At 37.0% G+C, this 16103-nt stretch carries 18 protein-coding genes; 2 read left to right on the top strand and 16 right to left on the bottom strand.

Going from position 1 to position 16103, the window contains the following annotated elements; genetic code table 11:
* Positions 1-2: 2 nt before the first annotated feature.
* The 3 genes from yycF to AC2CGN_RS24150 form a co-directional block, all read right to left on the bottom strand.
* Complete coding sequence (gene yycF, locus AC2CGN_RS24160) at positions 3-716, bottom strand: response regulator YycF (protein ID WP_286923212.1); 714 nt, start codon at positions 714-716, stop codon at positions 3-5.
* A 274-nt stretch (positions 717-990) separates the two neighbouring features.
* Complete coding sequence (locus AC2CGN_RS24155; RefSeq protein ID WP_484516708.1) at positions 991-1176, bottom strand: hypothetical protein; 186 nt, start codon at positions 1174-1176, stop codon at positions 991-993.
* A gap of 30 nt (positions 1177-1206) precedes the next feature.
* Positions 1207-2670, bottom strand: a complete 1464-nt coding sequence (locus AC2CGN_RS24150) for a LysM peptidoglycan-binding domain-containing M23 family metallopeptidase (RefSeq protein ID WP_484516706.1) — start codon at positions 2668-2670, stop codon at positions 1207-1209.
* Positions 2671-3081: 411 nt separating this feature from the next.
* Between AC2CGN_RS24150 and AC2CGN_RS24145 the strand changes: the two genes are divergently transcribed.
* Entirely contained in the window at positions 3082-3894 is an 813-nt protein-coding gene (locus tag AC2CGN_RS24145; RefSeq protein ID WP_429984035.1) for a YitT family protein, read from the top strand.
* Position 3895: 1 nt separating this feature from the next.
* Here AC2CGN_RS24145 and AC2CGN_RS24140 read toward each other — a convergent pair whose 3' ends face one another.
* From AC2CGN_RS24140 to rpsF, 9 genes are all read right to left on the bottom strand, one after another.
* On the bottom strand, positions 3896-4189 hold the full coding sequence (locus AC2CGN_RS24140) for a hypothetical protein (RefSeq protein ID WP_484516704.1): 294 nt from the start codon (positions 4187-4189) through the stop codon (positions 3896-3898).
* A gap of 3 nt (positions 4190-4192) precedes the next feature.
* Positions 4193-5482, bottom strand: a complete 1290-nt coding sequence (locus tag AC2CGN_RS24135; protein WP_429983554.1) for an adenylosuccinate synthase — start codon at positions 5480-5482, stop codon at positions 4193-4195.
* Positions 5483-5689: 207 nt separating this feature from the next.
* The gene (gene dnaB, locus AC2CGN_RS24130; RefSeq protein ID WP_283870190.1) at positions 5690-7051 is read right to left on the bottom strand and encodes a replicative DNA helicase; all 1362 of its coding nucleotides are present in this window, start codon (positions 7049-7051) and stop codon (positions 5690-5692) included.
* A 13-nt stretch (positions 7052-7064) separates the two neighbouring features.
* Positions 7065-7511, bottom strand: coding sequence for a 50S ribosomal protein L9 (gene rplI, locus AC2CGN_RS24125; RefSeq protein ID WP_283870191.1), 447 nt, complete (start codon positions 7509-7511; stop codon positions 7065-7067).
* Complete coding sequence (locus AC2CGN_RS24120; protein WP_286923216.1) at positions 7508-9481, bottom strand: DHH family phosphoesterase; 1974 nt, start codon at positions 9479-9481, stop codon at positions 7508-7510. The genes rplI and AC2CGN_RS24120 overlap by 4 nt, the downstream gene beginning before the upstream one ends.
* A gap of 12 nt (positions 9482-9493) precedes the next feature.
* A complete protein-coding gene (locus AC2CGN_RS24115) occupies positions 9494-10435 on the bottom strand; it encodes a YybS family protein (protein WP_484516701.1) in 942 nt (313 codons plus the stop codon).
* A 287-nt stretch (positions 10436-10722) separates the two neighbouring features.
* Complete coding sequence (gene rpsR / locus AC2CGN_RS24110) at positions 10723-10959, bottom strand: 30S ribosomal protein S18 (RefSeq protein WP_012296211.1); 237 nt, start codon at positions 10957-10959, stop codon at positions 10723-10725.
* Between the two features lie 40 nt (positions 10960-10999).
* On the bottom strand, positions 11000-11578 hold the full coding sequence (ssb, locus tag AC2CGN_RS24105; RefSeq protein WP_286923218.1) for a single-stranded DNA-binding protein: 579 nt from the start codon (positions 11576-11578) through the stop codon (positions 11000-11002).
* A gap of 36 nt (positions 11579-11614) precedes the next feature.
* On the bottom strand, positions 11615-11905 hold the full coding sequence (gene rpsF, locus AC2CGN_RS24100) for a 30S ribosomal protein S6 (protein WP_054771600.1): 291 nt from the start codon (positions 11903-11905) through the stop codon (positions 11615-11617).
* A 172-nt stretch (positions 11906-12077) separates the two neighbouring features.
* On the opposite strand from rpsF, the gene AC2CGN_RS24095 reads away from it, so the two are divergent.
* Entirely contained in the window at positions 12078-12638 is a 561-nt protein-coding gene (locus AC2CGN_RS24095; protein ID WP_429983555.1) for a DUF3267 domain-containing protein, read from the top strand.
* A gap of 88 nt (positions 12639-12726) precedes the next feature.
* On the opposite strand, the gene AC2CGN_RS24090 is transcribed toward AC2CGN_RS24095, so the two are convergent.
* The 4 genes from AC2CGN_RS24090 to AC2CGN_RS24075 form a co-directional block, all read right to left on the bottom strand.
* Entirely contained in the window at positions 12727-13767 is a 1041-nt protein-coding gene (locus AC2CGN_RS24090; RefSeq protein WP_484516698.1) for an acyl-CoA dehydrogenase family protein, read from the bottom strand.
* Between the two features lie 79 nt (positions 13768-13846).
* Positions 13847-14947, bottom strand: a complete 1101-nt coding sequence (ychF, locus tag AC2CGN_RS24085; protein ID WP_286923221.1) for a redox-regulated ATPase YchF — start codon at positions 14945-14947, stop codon at positions 13847-13849.
* A 96-nt stretch (positions 14948-15043) separates the two neighbouring features.
* Positions 15044-15244, bottom strand: coding sequence for a DUF951 domain-containing protein (locus AC2CGN_RS24080; protein WP_054771598.1), 201 nt, complete (start codon positions 15242-15244; stop codon positions 15044-15046).
* Positions 15244-16098, bottom strand: a complete 855-nt coding sequence (locus tag AC2CGN_RS24075) for a mechanosensitive ion channel family protein (protein WP_286923222.1) — start codon at positions 16096-16098, stop codon at positions 15244-15246. The genes AC2CGN_RS24080 and AC2CGN_RS24075 overlap by 1 nt, the downstream gene beginning before the upstream one ends.
* Positions 16099-16103 lie beyond the last annotated feature (5 nt).

The raw sequence follows: 16103 nt of genomic DNA, 5'->3' as shown, positions 1-16103 counted from the left end.
ATTTACTCCTGCTCAGGATTTCGCAAATAATAACCTACTCCACGACGTGTTACAATCCAAGCTGGGTGACTAGGATTATCCTCAATTTTTTCACGTAAACGACGAATCGTTACATCAACTGTTCGAACATCACCAAAATAATCATAACCCCATACAGTTTGCAATAAATGCTCACGTGTCATGACTTGACCAATATGTTTCCCCAAATAATGTAATAGCTCAAATTCACGATGTGTAAGCTCAATGGCTTCATCCCGTTTTAATACTAGATAAGCATCAGGTTGAATGACAAGCGAGCCTACAACAATCTCATTCGACTCTTCTGCAACCTCCTCAGCAGCAGGAGCAACCACCTGTAAACGGCGCATATTGGCTTTGACACGTGCAATCAATTCGCGCGTACTAAAAGGCTTTGTTACATAATCATCTGCACCCATTTCTAAGCCTAATACTTTATCAATCTCAGAGCCTTTTGCTGTTAGCATAATAATCGGAAAATCATATTTTTTTCGGACTTCCCTACAAACCTCCATACCATCACGCTTTGGTAGCATTATATCTAAAAGCATTAAATCTGGCTGCTCTTCCTCTACCTTTGCGAGAGCTTCATCACCATCATAAGCACAAATAACCTTATAGCCTTCCTTTATTAAATTAAACTGTAAAATATCTGCGATTGGTTTTTCATCATCAACAACTAATATTGTTTTATCCATACATTTTCTCCCTTTCGCTATTTATCTAAATGTGTATTTTAATTTTTCTCTGAAATTTGTGTCATTCATTAGAAGCTGTAGTTAGTTCACTTCTAGATTTTCACTTCTTATTCTATCTTTTTAGTAGATGTTTAGACACCCACTACGATCTATTAGATTTCTATGGCTGACGCTTGACATTGGTCACAAAAAAACTGAAAGAAGTTAAATTCACTACTCTTAACTCTATCATGCTTTTAGCTTCAATGCATTATTCTAAATTCAATAACAATTATTAACTATTAAAATCAATTTCGGACGGGCGTAATTGTAGCTGCCGCTTCGCTTTCGCACAGATAAAACCGTGTAGCTGCTGCTTCGCTTTCGATACAAAATAACATTTGCGGAATAAAGATAAACGAATTTCGACAAATATTTCTCGGGAAATAATAGAGAAGAAATATACAAAAAGACAGTCCATTTTTTTTGGACTGCCTGTTATTCGAAAAAATTAACGTCCTACATATGATAAAGGATTGACTAATGAACCATCCTTTTCAACTTCAAAATGCAGATGTGTACCTGTAGAATTTCCAGTAGATCCCATAATACCGATCACAGAACCTTTTTCCACTACCTGTCCCACTTCAACATTGATTGAAGATAAATGTCCATATAGTGTTGTATAACCATTATTATGATTGATAACAATTCGATTACCATAACTTCCTGAGTTACCTGCTGCAACTACAACTCCATTATCAGAAGCTAAGATATTATAATTACTTGGTCGAGCAATATCAATACCACGATGGACAGTTCCCCATCGTTGACCCATTTGACTTGAAATATAGCCTCCTACAGTAGGCCAAGTAAATTCACCTGTCCCACGAGAAGAAATGACCTTCGTACCAACAACCTCAATCTCATCTACTGGTTGCTGTATAATCTGCTCTTCTAACGCTACCTTGGATGTTCGCGTTCCATTCTCAGAAGTTAATAGATACGATATTTCTTTTTTACCATCAGCGCCCTGCTGCTTCACTACCTTCTCACCTTTATACATGTTTGGGTCTTCTTCAACTATTTTCTTAAAAGGTATTGTATCTATAACTTTTTTCTCTTGTTTGACTTCAAGAGTAACAAATGGTTTAGCAACAGTTACGTTCAATGCCTGTCCAATTTGTAGAACAGTATCTACAGTAATACCAGGATTTAAGGCTAGTAACTCAGCTGTCGTTAGGTTATGCCTTTGAGCAACTGAGCCTAGAACATCACCTGATTGAATTTTATAGGTTTCCTGCTTTAAAGAGCCTGTCATTAAATATTCCACGGCTTTCTCAGGAGTTACAATAGTACTTGGAGAAACATTTTGTGAAACACCTGAAACTCCTTGTTTAAAGGAAACATCTAACAGACGAGTTTCGCCAGATTTTAATGTCGACAATTGATTCATTGATTGCTGATTAGTATGTAAACTATTTATCTCTTGCTGTGAAACATACTGTAATTTTAGTAAACGTATAGTATCTTCATAAGCTTTTGCATCTTTTAAGGATACTAGGGGCTTATTATCTACAAATAATGTAAAGGCTTGAGACTTAGCAACCAAGGATTGCTCTAATTTCGCTAATATTTCAGCATCTTTAGTTTCATTACTAAACACCTGCTCTGGGATAATTTTAACAGACGTACTAGCATCAATGGACAATTCTTTATACTGTTGACCAACTTCTCTTTCTTTCGATTTAATAATTTCCTGAACAGCCTTCTCGTTAGATACTGCTCCAATATATTGATTACCTATATAAATATGAAAAATTTTATTTAAATCCTCTTTATGATTTTCTTTTGCAAAACCAGTATTAACGGTTAAACTTGTCATTAAAATAGCTATAATAGACATTTTTTTGAATGAAGATAGATTGTAAGTGAATCTATTGTTTTCTTCTTTTTTATACCAAGACGAACTCATCAATAAAGCCCCTTCCAACTTTATGCTATCGTAGGATTAATTACCCACAAAATATTTTTGCACCACTATACTGTACCATAAAGGGTAAAGGGATTGAATATTTTCATACTTTTGTAATATAAATGTATTATTTTTCGACTAATTGTTACATAACTCTTATCTGTTATATGCTTTTATAATTGTAATTTTATATATTTATTGGTTGATATTTTCACAATACTATTCATATATTTTTTATGAGAGTTAAACTTATTTCTTTTTACTTTTTTAATATTCCGATAAAATAGAGAAGAAGGATACACTACTTGATTGGAGCGATTAACATTGAGTGATTCACAGACCACTGAAACAACGCCTAGATTGGTCAAGCCACAAAAAAATAGAGCTCGTAGAATTGTCATAAGGAGCATTATGGTGGCACTAGGTGCAATAATAATGGCACTAGGATTAGAATTATTTTTAGTACCAAACCACATTATGGATGGTGGAATCGTAGGTGTTTCTATCATCACTTCTCATTTATTAACATTACCTCTTGGTATATTTATCTTCATTTTAAACCTACCCTTTATCTTTTTAGGCTATAAGCAAATTGGTAAAACCTTTGCACTTTCTACAGGCCTAGGTATTACCGTACTATCAGTAACAACAATCTTATTACATAATCTACAACCATTTACACAGGATACTTTATTAGCGACCGTTTTTGGTGGCATGATTTTAGGAATTGGCGTCGGCATTGTTATCAGGTATGGTGGATCGTTAGATGGTACCGAAATTTTAGCCATTTTATTTAATCGAAAAACCCCCTTTTCTGTGGGTGAAATTATTATGTTCTTCAATATCCTTATCTTTACGGTAGCAGGCTTTATCTTCACCTGGGAACAAGCTATGTACTCTATCCTAGCCTATTATATTGCCTATAAAATGATTGACATTGTTATTCAAGGAATGGAGGAATCAAAATCAGTATACATTATTAGTGATGAAATAGATGAAATCGGTCAAACCATAATGGATCGACTCGGTCGAGGTGTAACCTTCCTTCATGGTGAGGGAGCTTATACAGGTAACGATAAAAAGGTTATTTTTACTGTTATTACACGATTAGAGGAGTCGAAACTTAAATCGATTGTCGCTGAAATTGATGATAATGCATTCCTTGCAATTGGTAATATAGCAGAGGTTAAAGGTGGACGCTTTAAGAAAAAGGATATTCACTAAATCAATTTCGCCTTGGCGTAATTGTAGCTGCCGCTTTGCTTTCGCTACAGAAAACATTTGTTGCTGTCGCTTCGCTTTCGCACAGATAAACAATGCGTCTGGAGGCTTTATCTTCATTCAGTAGGTGTTTGGACACCCACTGAAAAGAAACCAAAATCGCATTTATCTCATCACCTATAGAGGTTGGAGTCTGCTGTATCTGCCTCTGCTGCAACGCTTTCGATATAAAAAACATTTGCTGAATGAAGATAAAAATGGGCGTTCCGTATATGGACGCCCATTTAGTATATTTCATATATTATGCTTCCCAAATATCCACTAAAACATTAGTTTGTTCACGTGCAGGGCCAACAGAGAATGTAGCAATTTGAATTCCTGTTAACTCGCTTACACGCTCTACATAGCGGCGCGCATTTTCAGGTAGCTCCTCTAAAGTTCTGCAGCCTGTTATATCCTCTGACCAGCCTGGCAGCTCCTCATAGATTGGTTCACATTGTTCAATAATATGAAGATTTGCAGGATATTCGGTAATAGTTTCACCTTGATAATTATACGCAGTACAAATTTTTACAGTGTCTAAGCCAGATAGAACATCAATTGAATTAAGTGCAAGATGTGTAATTCCACTTACTCTTCGTGAATGGCGGACAACTACCGTATCAAACCAGCCCACACGACGTGGACGACCCGTTGTTGTACCATATTCACGACCGACTTCACGGATTTGCTGACCCACTTCATCGAATAATTCAGTTGGGAATGGACCATCACCAACACGAGATGTATAAGCTTTACATACACCAATTACACTGGAAACTCTTGATGGACCGATCCCAGCACCAATTGCTACTCCACCAGCAACAGGATTTGAAGATGTTACAAATGGATATGTGCCTTGATCGACATCAAGTAAGATACCTTGAGCACCTTCAAATAACACTTTGCCACCTTCATCTAAAACATCATTTAAAATTTTTGATGTATCTGTTACATATTTTGCGATTTCTTGCCCATATGCATAGTACTCTTCAAAAATTTCTTCAAACGTTACACCTTCAACTTCGTAAAACTTCTCAAATAATTTATTTTTAATTGCTAAATTATGACGTAGTTTTTCTTCAAATATTTCTTTGTCCAGTAAATCGGCCATACGGATACCAATGCGGGCTACTTTATCTTGATAGCAAGGGCCAATACCTTTACAAGTCGTGCCAATTTTATTGTCACCACGGCTCTCCTCATCAGCAATATCTTGTTTGATATGATATGGCAAAATAACATGGGCACGATTAGAAATACGTAGGTTGTCTGTATTTATGCCACGCTCCTGTAAACCTCTAAGCTCCGTTACTAATGACTTTGGATTAACAACCAATCCATTGCCGATTACTGACGTCTTATCTTTATAGAAAATACCTGATGGAATTAAATGTAGCTTATATGTTTCACCATCAAATTTAATGGTGTGTCCTGCATTATCACCACCTGCAAAACGAGCGATTGCATCGGCTTTTTGCGATAGGAAATCTGTAATTTTACCTTTTCCTTCGTCTCCCCATTGTGTTCCTACAACAACTACTGATGTCATAATCAGCACCTCCGTTAGATACGCTTTGTATCTCAATTTTTAAGCCGTTAACTATTGTAACAATGATAGAAACAACAAGTCAACAAAAAATAGTTAAAAACACGAACATAAAATCAAAAAATATGATTTAACGTTCGTGTTTAATGACAGAATGGTATGAATATTATCTAACATTTAGATTAAAAGCTTTTCTATCGTTAGATATTCTTAATCACGTGGAGGTGGTGGTGGCATTTGCGACCAGTCCACGTTAATAAATTTATTGAATTCTTTTTTAAATGCAAGTGTAACAGTACCTGTTGGACCATTACGCTGTTTTGCAATAATGATTTCAATCATATTTTTATTTTCCGATTCTTTATCGTAATAATCATCACGATATAAGAAGGCCACAATATCAGCATCTTGCTCAATACTTCCTGATTCACGTAGGTCACTCATCATTGGTCGCTTATCTTGACGCTGCTCAACACCACGTGATAGCTGTGATAAAGCAATTACCGGAACCTTTAATTCACGTGCTAATCCCTTTAATGAACGTGAAATTTCAGATACCTCTTGCTGACGGTTCTCTCCAGGTTTACCACTACCTTGAATGAGCTGTAAATAATCAATTAAAATCATTCCAAGCCCATGCTCCTGTGCTAAGCGTCGACATTTTGCTCGGATTTCATTAATACGTACACCTGGCGTATCATCAATAAAGATTCCAGAATTCGATAAACTTCCCATTGCCATAGTTAGTTTACCCCAATCTTCCGTAGTTAAAGCACCTGTACGCAAAACTTGTGCATCTATATTTCCCTCTGCGCAAAGCATACGCATGACAAGCTGCTCTGCACCCATTTCCAGTGAGAAGATTGCAACATTCTCACGGGCTTGGACAGCAACACTTTGCGCAACATTTAAAGCAAAGGCTGTTTTCCCCACTGATGGACGTGCCGCTACAATAATTAAATCGTTGCGCTGGAATCCAGCAGTAATATTATCTAAATCACGGAAGCCCGTCGGAATACCTGTAACATCTCCCTTACGAGATTGGAGCTGTTCAATGTTATCAAAGGTTTCCACCAAAACGTCTTTAACATGCTTAAAATCACCAGCATTTTTACGATTGGCTACCTCCATCATTTTCTTCTCTGCTTCACCTAGCAATGCTTCTACTTCATCTTCACGTGTATAGCCATCTTCTACAATTTTAGTAGCGACGCGAATTAAACGTCTTAAGAGTGCCTTTTCTTCAACGATTTTTGCATAGTGTGCGACATTAGCAGCCGTAGGGACAGCATTGGCGAGCTCTAGTAAATACGATAGCCCGCCAACGTCCTCAATCTCTTTTTTTGCAGATAATTCTTCAGTAACTGTAACAACATCTATCGCTTTTCCTTGGTCACTTAAGCGTAGCATTGTTTCGAAAATTTTCTTATGTGCATTATGATAAAAATCATCCGCTAATAAAATTTCCGACGCTGTAATTAATGCTTGTGGATCAAGGAAAATGGCACCGATAACCGATTGCTCCGCTTCCCGGTTATGCGGTGGAACGCGGTCCATCATCGGTTCGCTCATGAATTGTCGCCCCTTATTCTTCCGTTACATGTACTTTTAATGTTGCAGTTACTTCATGGTGTAGTTTTACAGGTACATTTGTAAATCCTAGTGCACGAATACCCTCATTTAAAGTCATTTTACGTTTATCAATTTTAATGCCATGTACTTTTTGTAGTGCATCAGCAATTTGTTTAGTAGAAATAGAACCGAATAAGCGACCACCTTCACCTGATTTCGCTTTGAGTTCTACAGTTAAAGCTTCTAATTTTTCTTTTAACGCTTTTGCTTCGGCTAATTCTGCTGCTGCATTTTTGGCTTGTAATTTCTTTTGTCCTTCTAATTGACTTAATGCTTGTGCATTAGCTTCAGCTGCATAGCCATTTTTAATTAAGAAATTTTGTGCATAGCCGTCAGCTACGTTTTTAATTTCTCCTTTTTTACCTTTTCCTTTAACATCTTTTAAAAAAACTACTTTCATGATTCAAAACTCCCTTCAAGTACCTCATTTATGGCCTCTTCTAAATATTTTTTCACGTCCTCTATGGAATTCCCCTCCATCTGGCAGGCCGCATTTGTTAAATGACCGCCACCACCGAGCTTCTCCATAATAAGCTGGACATTTACTTCGCCGAGCGACCTTGCACTTATACCGATTTTTCCATCTGCTCGATGTGCTATAACAAAGGAAGCACCGACATCCTTCATTGTTAATAAAATATCTGCTGTTTGCGCAATTAATACGGAATCATAAATTTTCGATTCCTCACCGACAGCAATGGCAATACCAGGTTTTACAAATTTTACGGTTTGTACAATTTTAGAACGCTCTATATACGTATCCACATCTTCTTTTAAAAGGCGCTGGACAAGCACCGTATCAGCACCATTTGTCCGTAAATAAGAAGCTGCTTCAAATGTGCGAGCGCCAGTACGCAAGGTAAAACTCTTCGTATCAACAATAATTCCCGCTAGTAGGGCTGTTGCCTCTAGCATATTTATCTTCGCCCGCTTTGGTTGATATTCTAGTAACTCTGTAATAAGCTCAGCAGTCGACGAGGCATACGGCTCCATATAAACAAGTGTTGGATTCTCTATAAAATCCTCACTTCTACGATGGTGATCAATCACAACAACCTTTTCAGCCAATCTTAAAAGATGAGAATCGATGACTAAATCCGGTTTATGTGTATCAACTATAACGAGCAACGACTTTTCGGTCATTTTTGCCGCAGCTTCCTCTGGTGTTAGGAAATTTTCATAGAAATCCGATTTACTCTCAATTTCATTCATTAAACGTGTGACACTTCCGTTTAATTCATCAAAATTTATGATAACATAACCCTTTACATCATTCATTTGCGCCATTTTTCGTACACCGACAGACGCACCAATTGAATCCATATCAGGATTTTTATGTCCCATCACAAATACTTGATCACTATCCTGAATTAAATCACGTAAAGCATGGGAAATAACCCTTGCTCTTACACGTGTACGTTTTTCCACTGGATTGGTTTTTCCCCCATAGAACTTTAGCTTTCCTGTTGGCTGCTTAATAGCCACCTGATCGCCACCACGTCCTAAAACAAGATCAAGACTGGATTGTGCTAGCTCACCAAGCTCCACTAATGATGATGATCCTGCACCAACACCAATACTCAATGTTAATGAGAGATTTTTTTGCGCTGTTTTTTCTCGAATGGTATCTAAAATAGCAAATTTTTTCTTTTCGAGCTCAATTAAGATAGATTCATTTAATACTGCTAAAAAACGGTCAGATGAAATTCTTTTGACAAATATTCCGTGCTCTGCAGCCCATTCATTGACAATGGATGTAACCATTGTATTGGTTAAACTACGTAGCTGGTCATCCATCGCCTGCGTAATTTCATCATAATTATCAACAAATAAAATGGCAATGACTGTACGATCTGCAAAGTATTGCTTTTCAATCGCAATCTGCTCTGTAATATCAAAGAAATAGAGAAGACGTTCTTCTTTTTTATAAAAAACACGATATTTTCGTTCACGTAGCGTAATTGTTGCTTCATTTGATTCTTCTGTCTTCATCAGTACATAGATGTCATCGGAAATATTGACTATTCCTTCACCTACTAATGTTTCCCTATTTAAAACTCCCTGCATATATGGATTGGACCACTCTATTTCATATTGATCATTGACAAGTAAAATTCCAATTGGCATTTCAAGCAATGCCTCTTCTCCAACCTTTTTCATACGAAAAGAAATGGATTCAATATGCTTTTCTGTTTCATCAAAGGCTACTTGTTCTACCTTCCACGTATAGGCCATTAACAGTGCAAAGCCTACTCCATACCCAATACCTATCCCGATATTCCAAAAACATAGAAGCATGAACGTCACAATGCCAAAAATGGAAAGAACAAAAAGCGGATAGCGAATTGGTCGTTTTCTAAAAGTCCCCATTACATCAGCTCCTTATTCTTGAGTTTTCCCTTTCACAAGTGAACGAACATCGAAACCTAAGTCTATGATACCAAGTAATATCATAAAGGATGATAATGGTATCGCGAGCAAAGTCGCAATCCATTTTACACCTACTGGCATACCCTTTTTGGAAATAAAATAATGGATAAAGGAAATTCCCTGTAATATTAATAAAACCCATAAAATATATGAAACATTAATGACAATAACATCTAATGTAGAACCTAGATCTGGGCGTATAAATAAATTGATACACAGAACAATCATGTAATACCATAATATTGAACGTGGTAAACGCATATGTTGAAATGGTGAAAATTTAGGTACATTTAATCCTAGACGTTTTAAAACAGGTAAATTAATTGACATCAGTATAAATGCTATAAAAAATGCTCCCAATGTTACTGTTGATGGAATCGTTAATTCCATCATCTTCGAAACAGCTTCTATCTGGTCAGGAGTAATAGTCGATTGCCCAGTTATATTTTGTGACATTGTTGCTGTTTGCTCATAATTTTTTTTCGCCATTTCTACACCAATCTCAACCATATTAATGCCTGCGAGACGTAAATACGCGAGAAATACAATTGCAGTCGTTAAAAGAACTGCAATACCTGATGACATAAATAAATACAATTTACTTTTTTGTTGGCGAATAGCAGCACCCATAATTATTCCTAATACCGCAAAAATAAATGCGAATGGCAGTATGGCTAAACCGCTAGTTATAAATGTTAGAATACATCCGACAATTGCTACTAAAATTGATGTGGAGCGCTTATATTTTGCGCTATACCATGCAAAGGGTAATGGTGCAAATAAAAATACTAGCATGAAAGCAAGAGGAATATACGCAGATATTATCATCATCAACGTAAAAACTGCTACCATTGCAGCACCCTGTACAAGCGCCTTTGTTTGATTATTCGGCATTGAAAACCTTCCTTTTTTCAGTCAAAACTAACTAAACTTTATTGTACCATTTTTTCACGTTATTGAACAAAAAACGCTAAGAACAACTGGATAGATTGTTGTATATTTTGTAGAACTCTTGACTATTAGAGCTAAATATATGTCTATATAGAGGATTTTTTACCGAATCGCCTAAATTCTTTCTAAAAAAACATTTTGCAACAAAAAACCAGCATAAACCGATACGAATATCGAAATATGCTGGTCTTAAAAATTGATACAAGGTCAATACCTTGGCGACATCAATCTTATTTGTCCTCTGCTACGAATGGAAGTAATCCCATGATACGAGATACTTTGATAGCTGAAGTTAATTTACGTTGGTACTTAGCGCTAGTGCCAGTTACGCGACGTGGTAAGATTTTACCGCGCTCAGAGATGAATTTTTTTAATAAATCCACATCTTTATAGTCGATATGCGTAATGTTATTAGCAGTGAAGTAGCAAACTTTACGGCGTTTGCGGCCTCCGCGACGTGGTGCCATAGTATGTCTCCTCCTTATTAATTTTTTATGTTAGAAGTATTTAGAATGGAAGATCATCCTCAGATACTTCAATTGGTCCTTTGCTATTCGCAAATGGATCCTCATCTACACGTGTATAGTTCGGCTGATTCATAGGTGGTTGATTTTGTTGATAAGCAGCATCGTTGCCAAATGAACCCTGCCCAGGCATCGAGCCACCAAATGATTGCTGTGGTTGACCACCACCACCATACGACGGCTGGTTATTACCGTAAGTCTGTCCACTGTATTGTGGAGCAGGAGCACCGCTAGCACTAGCATTACGAGACTCTAAAAACTGTACGCTATCTGCCACTACATCTGTTGTGTATACTCGCTTACCATCTTGTCCTTCATAGCTACCTGTTTGGATACGGCCTTCCACTCCAATTAAACTTCCTTTTCGCATGAAGTTCGCTAGGTTTTCAGCCTGTTTGCGCCACGCAACGCAACTAATGAAATCAGCTTCGCGTTCACCTTGTTGGTTTGAGAATGTTCGATTCACAGCAACTGTAAATCGTGTAGACGCAATACCATTCGGTGTATAGCGTAGCTCAGGATCTTTTGTTAGTCTTCCAACTAAAACGACACGGTTTATCATCAGAATACAACCTCCTTTTCAGCATTTTGTTAAAAATTATTTTTCTTCTTCGCGAACTGCAATGTGACGAATGATATCTTCGCTGATGTTAGCAAGACGTGTATATTCGTTAATTGCTTCTGAAGGAGCGTTTACTTTCACGATTTGGTAGTAACCTTCACGGAAGTCTTGAATTTCGTAAGCTAGGCGACGTTTGCCCCACTCTTTTGATTCGATGACTTCTGCACCGTTAGAAGTTAAGATTTCGTTGAAACGTTCAACTAAAGCTTTCTTCGCTTCGTCTTCAATGTTCGGACGTACGATGTACATTAATTCATATTTTCTCATCTATTTACACCTCCTTATGGACTTAGGCTCTCCTATATAAGGGAGCAAGGAGCAAGTAATAATTATTACTCACATCAATGAATTGTAACATACAGAGACATGTCTTTCAAGTCGCAAACTAATAATTCTTCCTATATAATGAATATAATAGCTTCATGGAAGGAGAGCTTTCATGCTACCAGAGAAAGAGCCGATTGTGATTGAACTCGATATAAAAAAGCTAATGATGGACAATGTTGTTGTCACAAGTGGACTTGTTATATTATTTGTGGCTATACAATATATTTGCTTTAAAGATTTCCATTTCTCATTTTTGGAAATGATCATTGGGTCCATTCTCTTTGTTGTCCTGTATATTTTTTTAATTGTATTACATGAAGCCTCTCATTTAATTGGATTTATGTTATTTGGGGGTGTTCCTTTTAAGTCATTAAAATATGGTCTTAATTTAGAGCTTGGTATAGCTTATGCTACAACAGACCAACCACTACCTAATCATGCAATGAAAAAGGCCTTGCTGCTCCCTTTTTGGACGACAGGCGTTTTACCTACTATTGTAGGTTTTTACCTTAACAGCACTGTGATAGTCCTAGTGGGGGCTTTTTTAATAGCTGGAGCAGTGGGAGATTTTGCAATGTATAAAGAGTTACGTAAATATCCAAAAGATGCACTTATTAAAGATGATCCTCAGTTGCCTAAGCTGTATGTATACACTACCTCAGAAAAGGAATAGAAGTCGTTGGGACTCCCTAAAAATCCCTAAATGCCAAAACGCTATTTAATCCGCGCTTTGGCATTTTCTGATCTATCCTTCAAAAAATTTATGGGGTTAAAAAACCATGCTGTGCTGCCGTATATAAATTTCTCCAAATACGGTTAATCGAAGATGTCTCAGTAATTGCCTCCATTCCAAGATTACGAATGAAGCTGTTGGTAATATCGATACAGGTTGCTGCACTATCCTTACTCATTTGTGAAAATTGTAGTAGCTCTTCATCCGTTAAATTTTGCCCAGCGTTATGTCTTTCCCAGTATTGCGTCAATATTGCATTAAATTGTTCTTCAAGCTGATTAAATTTTTGTTGCTGCTGCATTAATAATGAGTGTAATGAATCGATACATTCTGCACGGCTTGGATCATCACTTTTCTGCTTGATTATAATAGATATCTCTTGTAAGAAATTTTCTGTTATGCCGAGGCAAACACTTAGGAAGGAAGCTTCTGCAAATGTGCCGAACGGAAAGCTATGTACAAAGCTTCCGTAATTATTACGAATAGCACCTAACTGAAATGTTGCTTCTTGTGGCACCCATGCATTTTGTACACTAATCGTATGACTGGCTGTTGCTTTTAAACCCATTGCACACCAATCTTGAAGAATCTCAACGTGATCACGTTCAACCGAACAACTAATGATTTGATCCGTTTTTATACCTTCGTACTCAACAAAGCAATTCATTGTAAAAGTAGTAGCATAATCTGCACCACTACAATACTTCCATTGCCCTGTTACACGATAGCCACCCTCCACTTGCACCGCTACGCCTGTTGGATAGCCACTACCTGCGATAACAGCATTTCTTGGTGAAAATATTTTTTTACAGATGGCTTGATTGAATGTTGGGATAAATGCATTGCCACCTGTACCAATTGTGACCAGCCAGCCTAAATTTCCATCAAGTGCAGACATTTCCTGAAATACTTTCATGCCCTCCATTAAGTTTAAATCTTTACCGCCTAGTTCTTTAGGTGTAAATAGCTTAAACAATTTTTGCTCGTAAATAGCTTCTAAGATATCTTTCGGTAAATGTCCTAGCTGCTCAATTTCCAGTCCTCGCTCTTTTATATGTAATAAATTCATCGCTGTACCCACCTTTCAAAATGAACAGATTATCCTAAACAAAAAAGGCAATCCGTTAAAGATTGCCCCTGTTTATGTTTTATACATTGAAACGGAATAACATAATATCTCCATCTTGTACAATATACTCTTTACCTTCAAGACGTACTTTACCAGCTTCTTTAGCAGCAGCTTGAGATCCAGCCTCTACTAAATCATCGAACGCAACTGTTTCTGCACGAATAAAACCACGTTCAAAGTCAGTATGAATGATCCCAGCACATTGTGGTGCCTTCATTCCTTTTCGGAAAGTCCAGGCACGTACCTCTTGTACCCCTGCTGTAAAGTAAGTTGCTAGTCCGAGTAAATCATAAGAAGTACGGATTAATTGATCTAGACCTGATTCTTTAATGCCTAGTTCTTCTAGGAACATGGCTTTTTCTTCATCATCAAGCTCAGAAATTTCTTCTTCAATCTTTGCACAAATTGTAATAACTTGCGCACCTTCAGCAGACGCATACTCACGTACTTTTTTCACATACTCGTTGTTATCAGCATCTGCCACTTCATCTTCTGAAACGTTAGCCACATAAAGCATTGGTTTAATTGTTAAAAGATGAAGGCCCTTGATAACCTTTAATTCATCCTCAGAAAGCTCAGCAGCACGTGCAGGTCGACCGTTTTCTAATTGTTCTTTAATTTTTAGTAGTACAGGCTCCTCAATCATTGCTTCCTTGTCTTTTTGCTTGGCCATTTTACTAACACGCTGTAAACGCTTGTCTACAGATTCTAAATCAGCAAGTGCAAGCTCTAAATTTATGACCTCAATATCATCAATTGGATCAACTGCTCCTGATACGTGCGTAATATTTTCATCTACAAAGCAACGTACAACTTGGCAGATGGCATCTACTTCTCGAATATGCGCCAGGAATTTATTTCCTAATCCTTCACCCTTGGAAGCACCTTTTACAATTCCTGCGATATCAGTGAATTCAAACGCTGTTGGTACTGTTTTTTTCGGTATTACTAATTCTGTTAATTTATCTAAACGTGCATCTGGTACTTCAACAATACCAACGTTTGGATCGATTGTTGCGAATGGATAGTTTGCAGCCAATGCGCCCGCTTTTGTAATTGCGTTAAATAATGTTGATTTCCCAACGTTAGGTAAACCAACGATTCCAGCTGTTAATGCCATGAATGGACACAACCTTTCTATGATCTGTTCATTTTTCTCTCATATAACCTTATCTATTATATTGATTCACTCTTAAAAAGTCTAATACGCCTGAAGCTATGCCTCACTAGCAGAAATTAAAACCTTCTTCATTTTTTTTTCAAATTCACGGCGTGGAATCATGACACTATGCTGACAGCCTTCACATTTAATTCGGACATCTGCACCCATACGAATAATCTTCCACTTGTTTGTGCCACATGGATGCTGCTTCTTCATTTCAACAATATCATTTAGACCAAATTTCTTCGGTTCCATTACTCATTTCTCCCTTCATCTTTAACACCATATAACATCATTTTTGGATGAGACATTGGTATATTATTTTCTTCAAAAAGCTTTGTCACATCTCTACGAATAGTACGTGCCACTCCATATTGTTGCTGTGGTAATGTCTCAGCCACGATACGTATCGTTACTTCAGTGCCCTTGACATTTTGTACACCTAAAAAGGCTGGTACTGTTACTAGCTCTTTATGAACATCTGGTAATGATTCTAAATATTTCTTTATAATCGATTCTGCCCTTTCAAAGTCGGCATCACTTGTCATCTGTAAATCTATAAAAATTTTAGAGTTATTGACAGAATAGTTCACAACTTCCCCAATTGAACCATTTGGAATAATAAATTGCTCACCAGTACCTCCGTTAATCTTTGTTGTTCGTAAGCCTATTTCTACAACAGTTCCTTCAGCACCATTGATTTTTATATAATCACCAACACCAAATTGATCTTCAAAAATAATAAAAAATCCAGTAATAACATCCTTTACTAAACTTTGTGCACCAAAACCAATGGCTAAACCAACTATACCTGCACCAGCCAATAATCCCGCTATTTTAATATCTAGTCTAGATAAAATGGCAATAATGGCGGAAAAATAAACAGCATAGGAAATAATACTTTGTAATAATCTTGAAATTGTTCGCTGTCGACGCTCTGAATGGTTTAATGGTGAACGAATGCGTATTAAGAAAACTTTTTTAATAAATTTTTTCCCTAATCGTACTGCAATCCATGAAACAATAAGGATAATCATAATATCAATGGTTGCATCTACAGCCTGTTCCCAAAACTCTTCCGATGTTAGTTTATTCCAATAATTCTCCATCAATC

It is taken from the genome of Lysinibacillus sp. DFXJR4 (assembly GCF_057196045.1).
The sequence above is the reverse complement of the archived record's forward strand: the minus strand, read 5'-3'. Positions and strand labels throughout refer to the sequence as shown.

Coding starts and splice junctions, on each gene's coding strand:
- yycF (WP_286923212.1), bottom strand. CDS start 716: ATGGATAAAACAATATTAGTTGTTGATGATGAAAAACCAATCGCAGAT.
- AC2CGN_RS24155 (WP_484516708.1), bottom strand. CDS start 1,176: ATGGACTGTCTTTTTGTATATTTCTTCTCTATTATTTCCCGAGAAATA.
- AC2CGN_RS24150 (WP_484516706.1), bottom strand. CDS start 2,670: ATGAGTTCGTCTTGGTATAAAAAAGAAGAAAACAATAGATTCACTTAC.
- AC2CGN_RS24145 (WP_429984035.1), top strand. CDS start 3,082: ATGGTGGCACTAGGTGCAATAATAATGGCACTAGGATTAGAATTATTT.
- AC2CGN_RS24140 (WP_484516704.1), bottom strand. CDS start 4,189: ATGAAATATACTAAATGGGCGTCCATATACGGAACGCCCATTTTTATC.
- AC2CGN_RS24135 (WP_429983554.1), bottom strand. CDS start 5,482: ATGACATCAGTAGTTGTTGTAGGAACACAATGGGGAGACGAAGGAAAA.
- dnaB (WP_283870190.1), bottom strand. CDS start 7,051: ATGAGCGAACCGATGATGGACCGCGTTCCACCGCATAACCGGGAAGCG.
- rplI (WP_283870191.1), bottom strand. CDS start 7,511: ATGAAAGTAGTTTTTTTAAAAGATGTTAAAGGAAAAGGTAAAAAAGGA.
- AC2CGN_RS24120 (WP_286923216.1), bottom strand. CDS start 9,481: ATGGGGACTTTTAGAAAACGACCAATTCGCTATCCGCTTTTTGTTCTT.
- AC2CGN_RS24115 (WP_484516701.1), bottom strand. CDS start 10,435: ATGCCGAATAATCAAACAAAGGCGCTTGTACAGGGTGCTGCAATGGTA.
- rpsR (WP_012296211.1), bottom strand. CDS start 10,959: ATGGCACCACGTCGCGGAGGCCGCAAACGCCGTAAAGTTTGCTACTTC.
- ssb (WP_286923218.1), bottom strand. CDS start 11,578: ATGATAAACCGTGTCGTTTTAGTTGGAAGACTAACAAAAGATCCTGAG.
- rpsF (WP_054771600.1), bottom strand. CDS start 11,905: ATGAGAAAATATGAATTAATGTACATCGTACGTCCGAACATTGAAGAC.
- AC2CGN_RS24095 (WP_429983555.1), top strand. CDS start 12,078: ATGCTACCAGAGAAAGAGCCGATTGTGATTGAACTCGATATAAAAAAG.
- AC2CGN_RS24090 (WP_484516698.1), bottom strand. CDS start 13,767: ATGAATTTATTACATATAAAAGAGCGAGGACTGGAAATTGAGCAGCTA.
- ychF (WP_286923221.1), bottom strand. CDS start 14,947: ATGGCATTAACAGCTGGAATCGTTGGTTTACCTAACGTTGGGAAATCA.
- AC2CGN_RS24080 (WP_054771598.1), bottom strand. CDS start 15,244: ATGGAACCGAAGAAATTTGGTCTAAATGATATTGTTGAAATGAAGAAG.
- AC2CGN_RS24075 (WP_286923222.1), bottom strand. CDS start 16,098: ATGGAGAATTATTGGAATAAACTAACATCGGAAGAGTTTTGGGAACAG.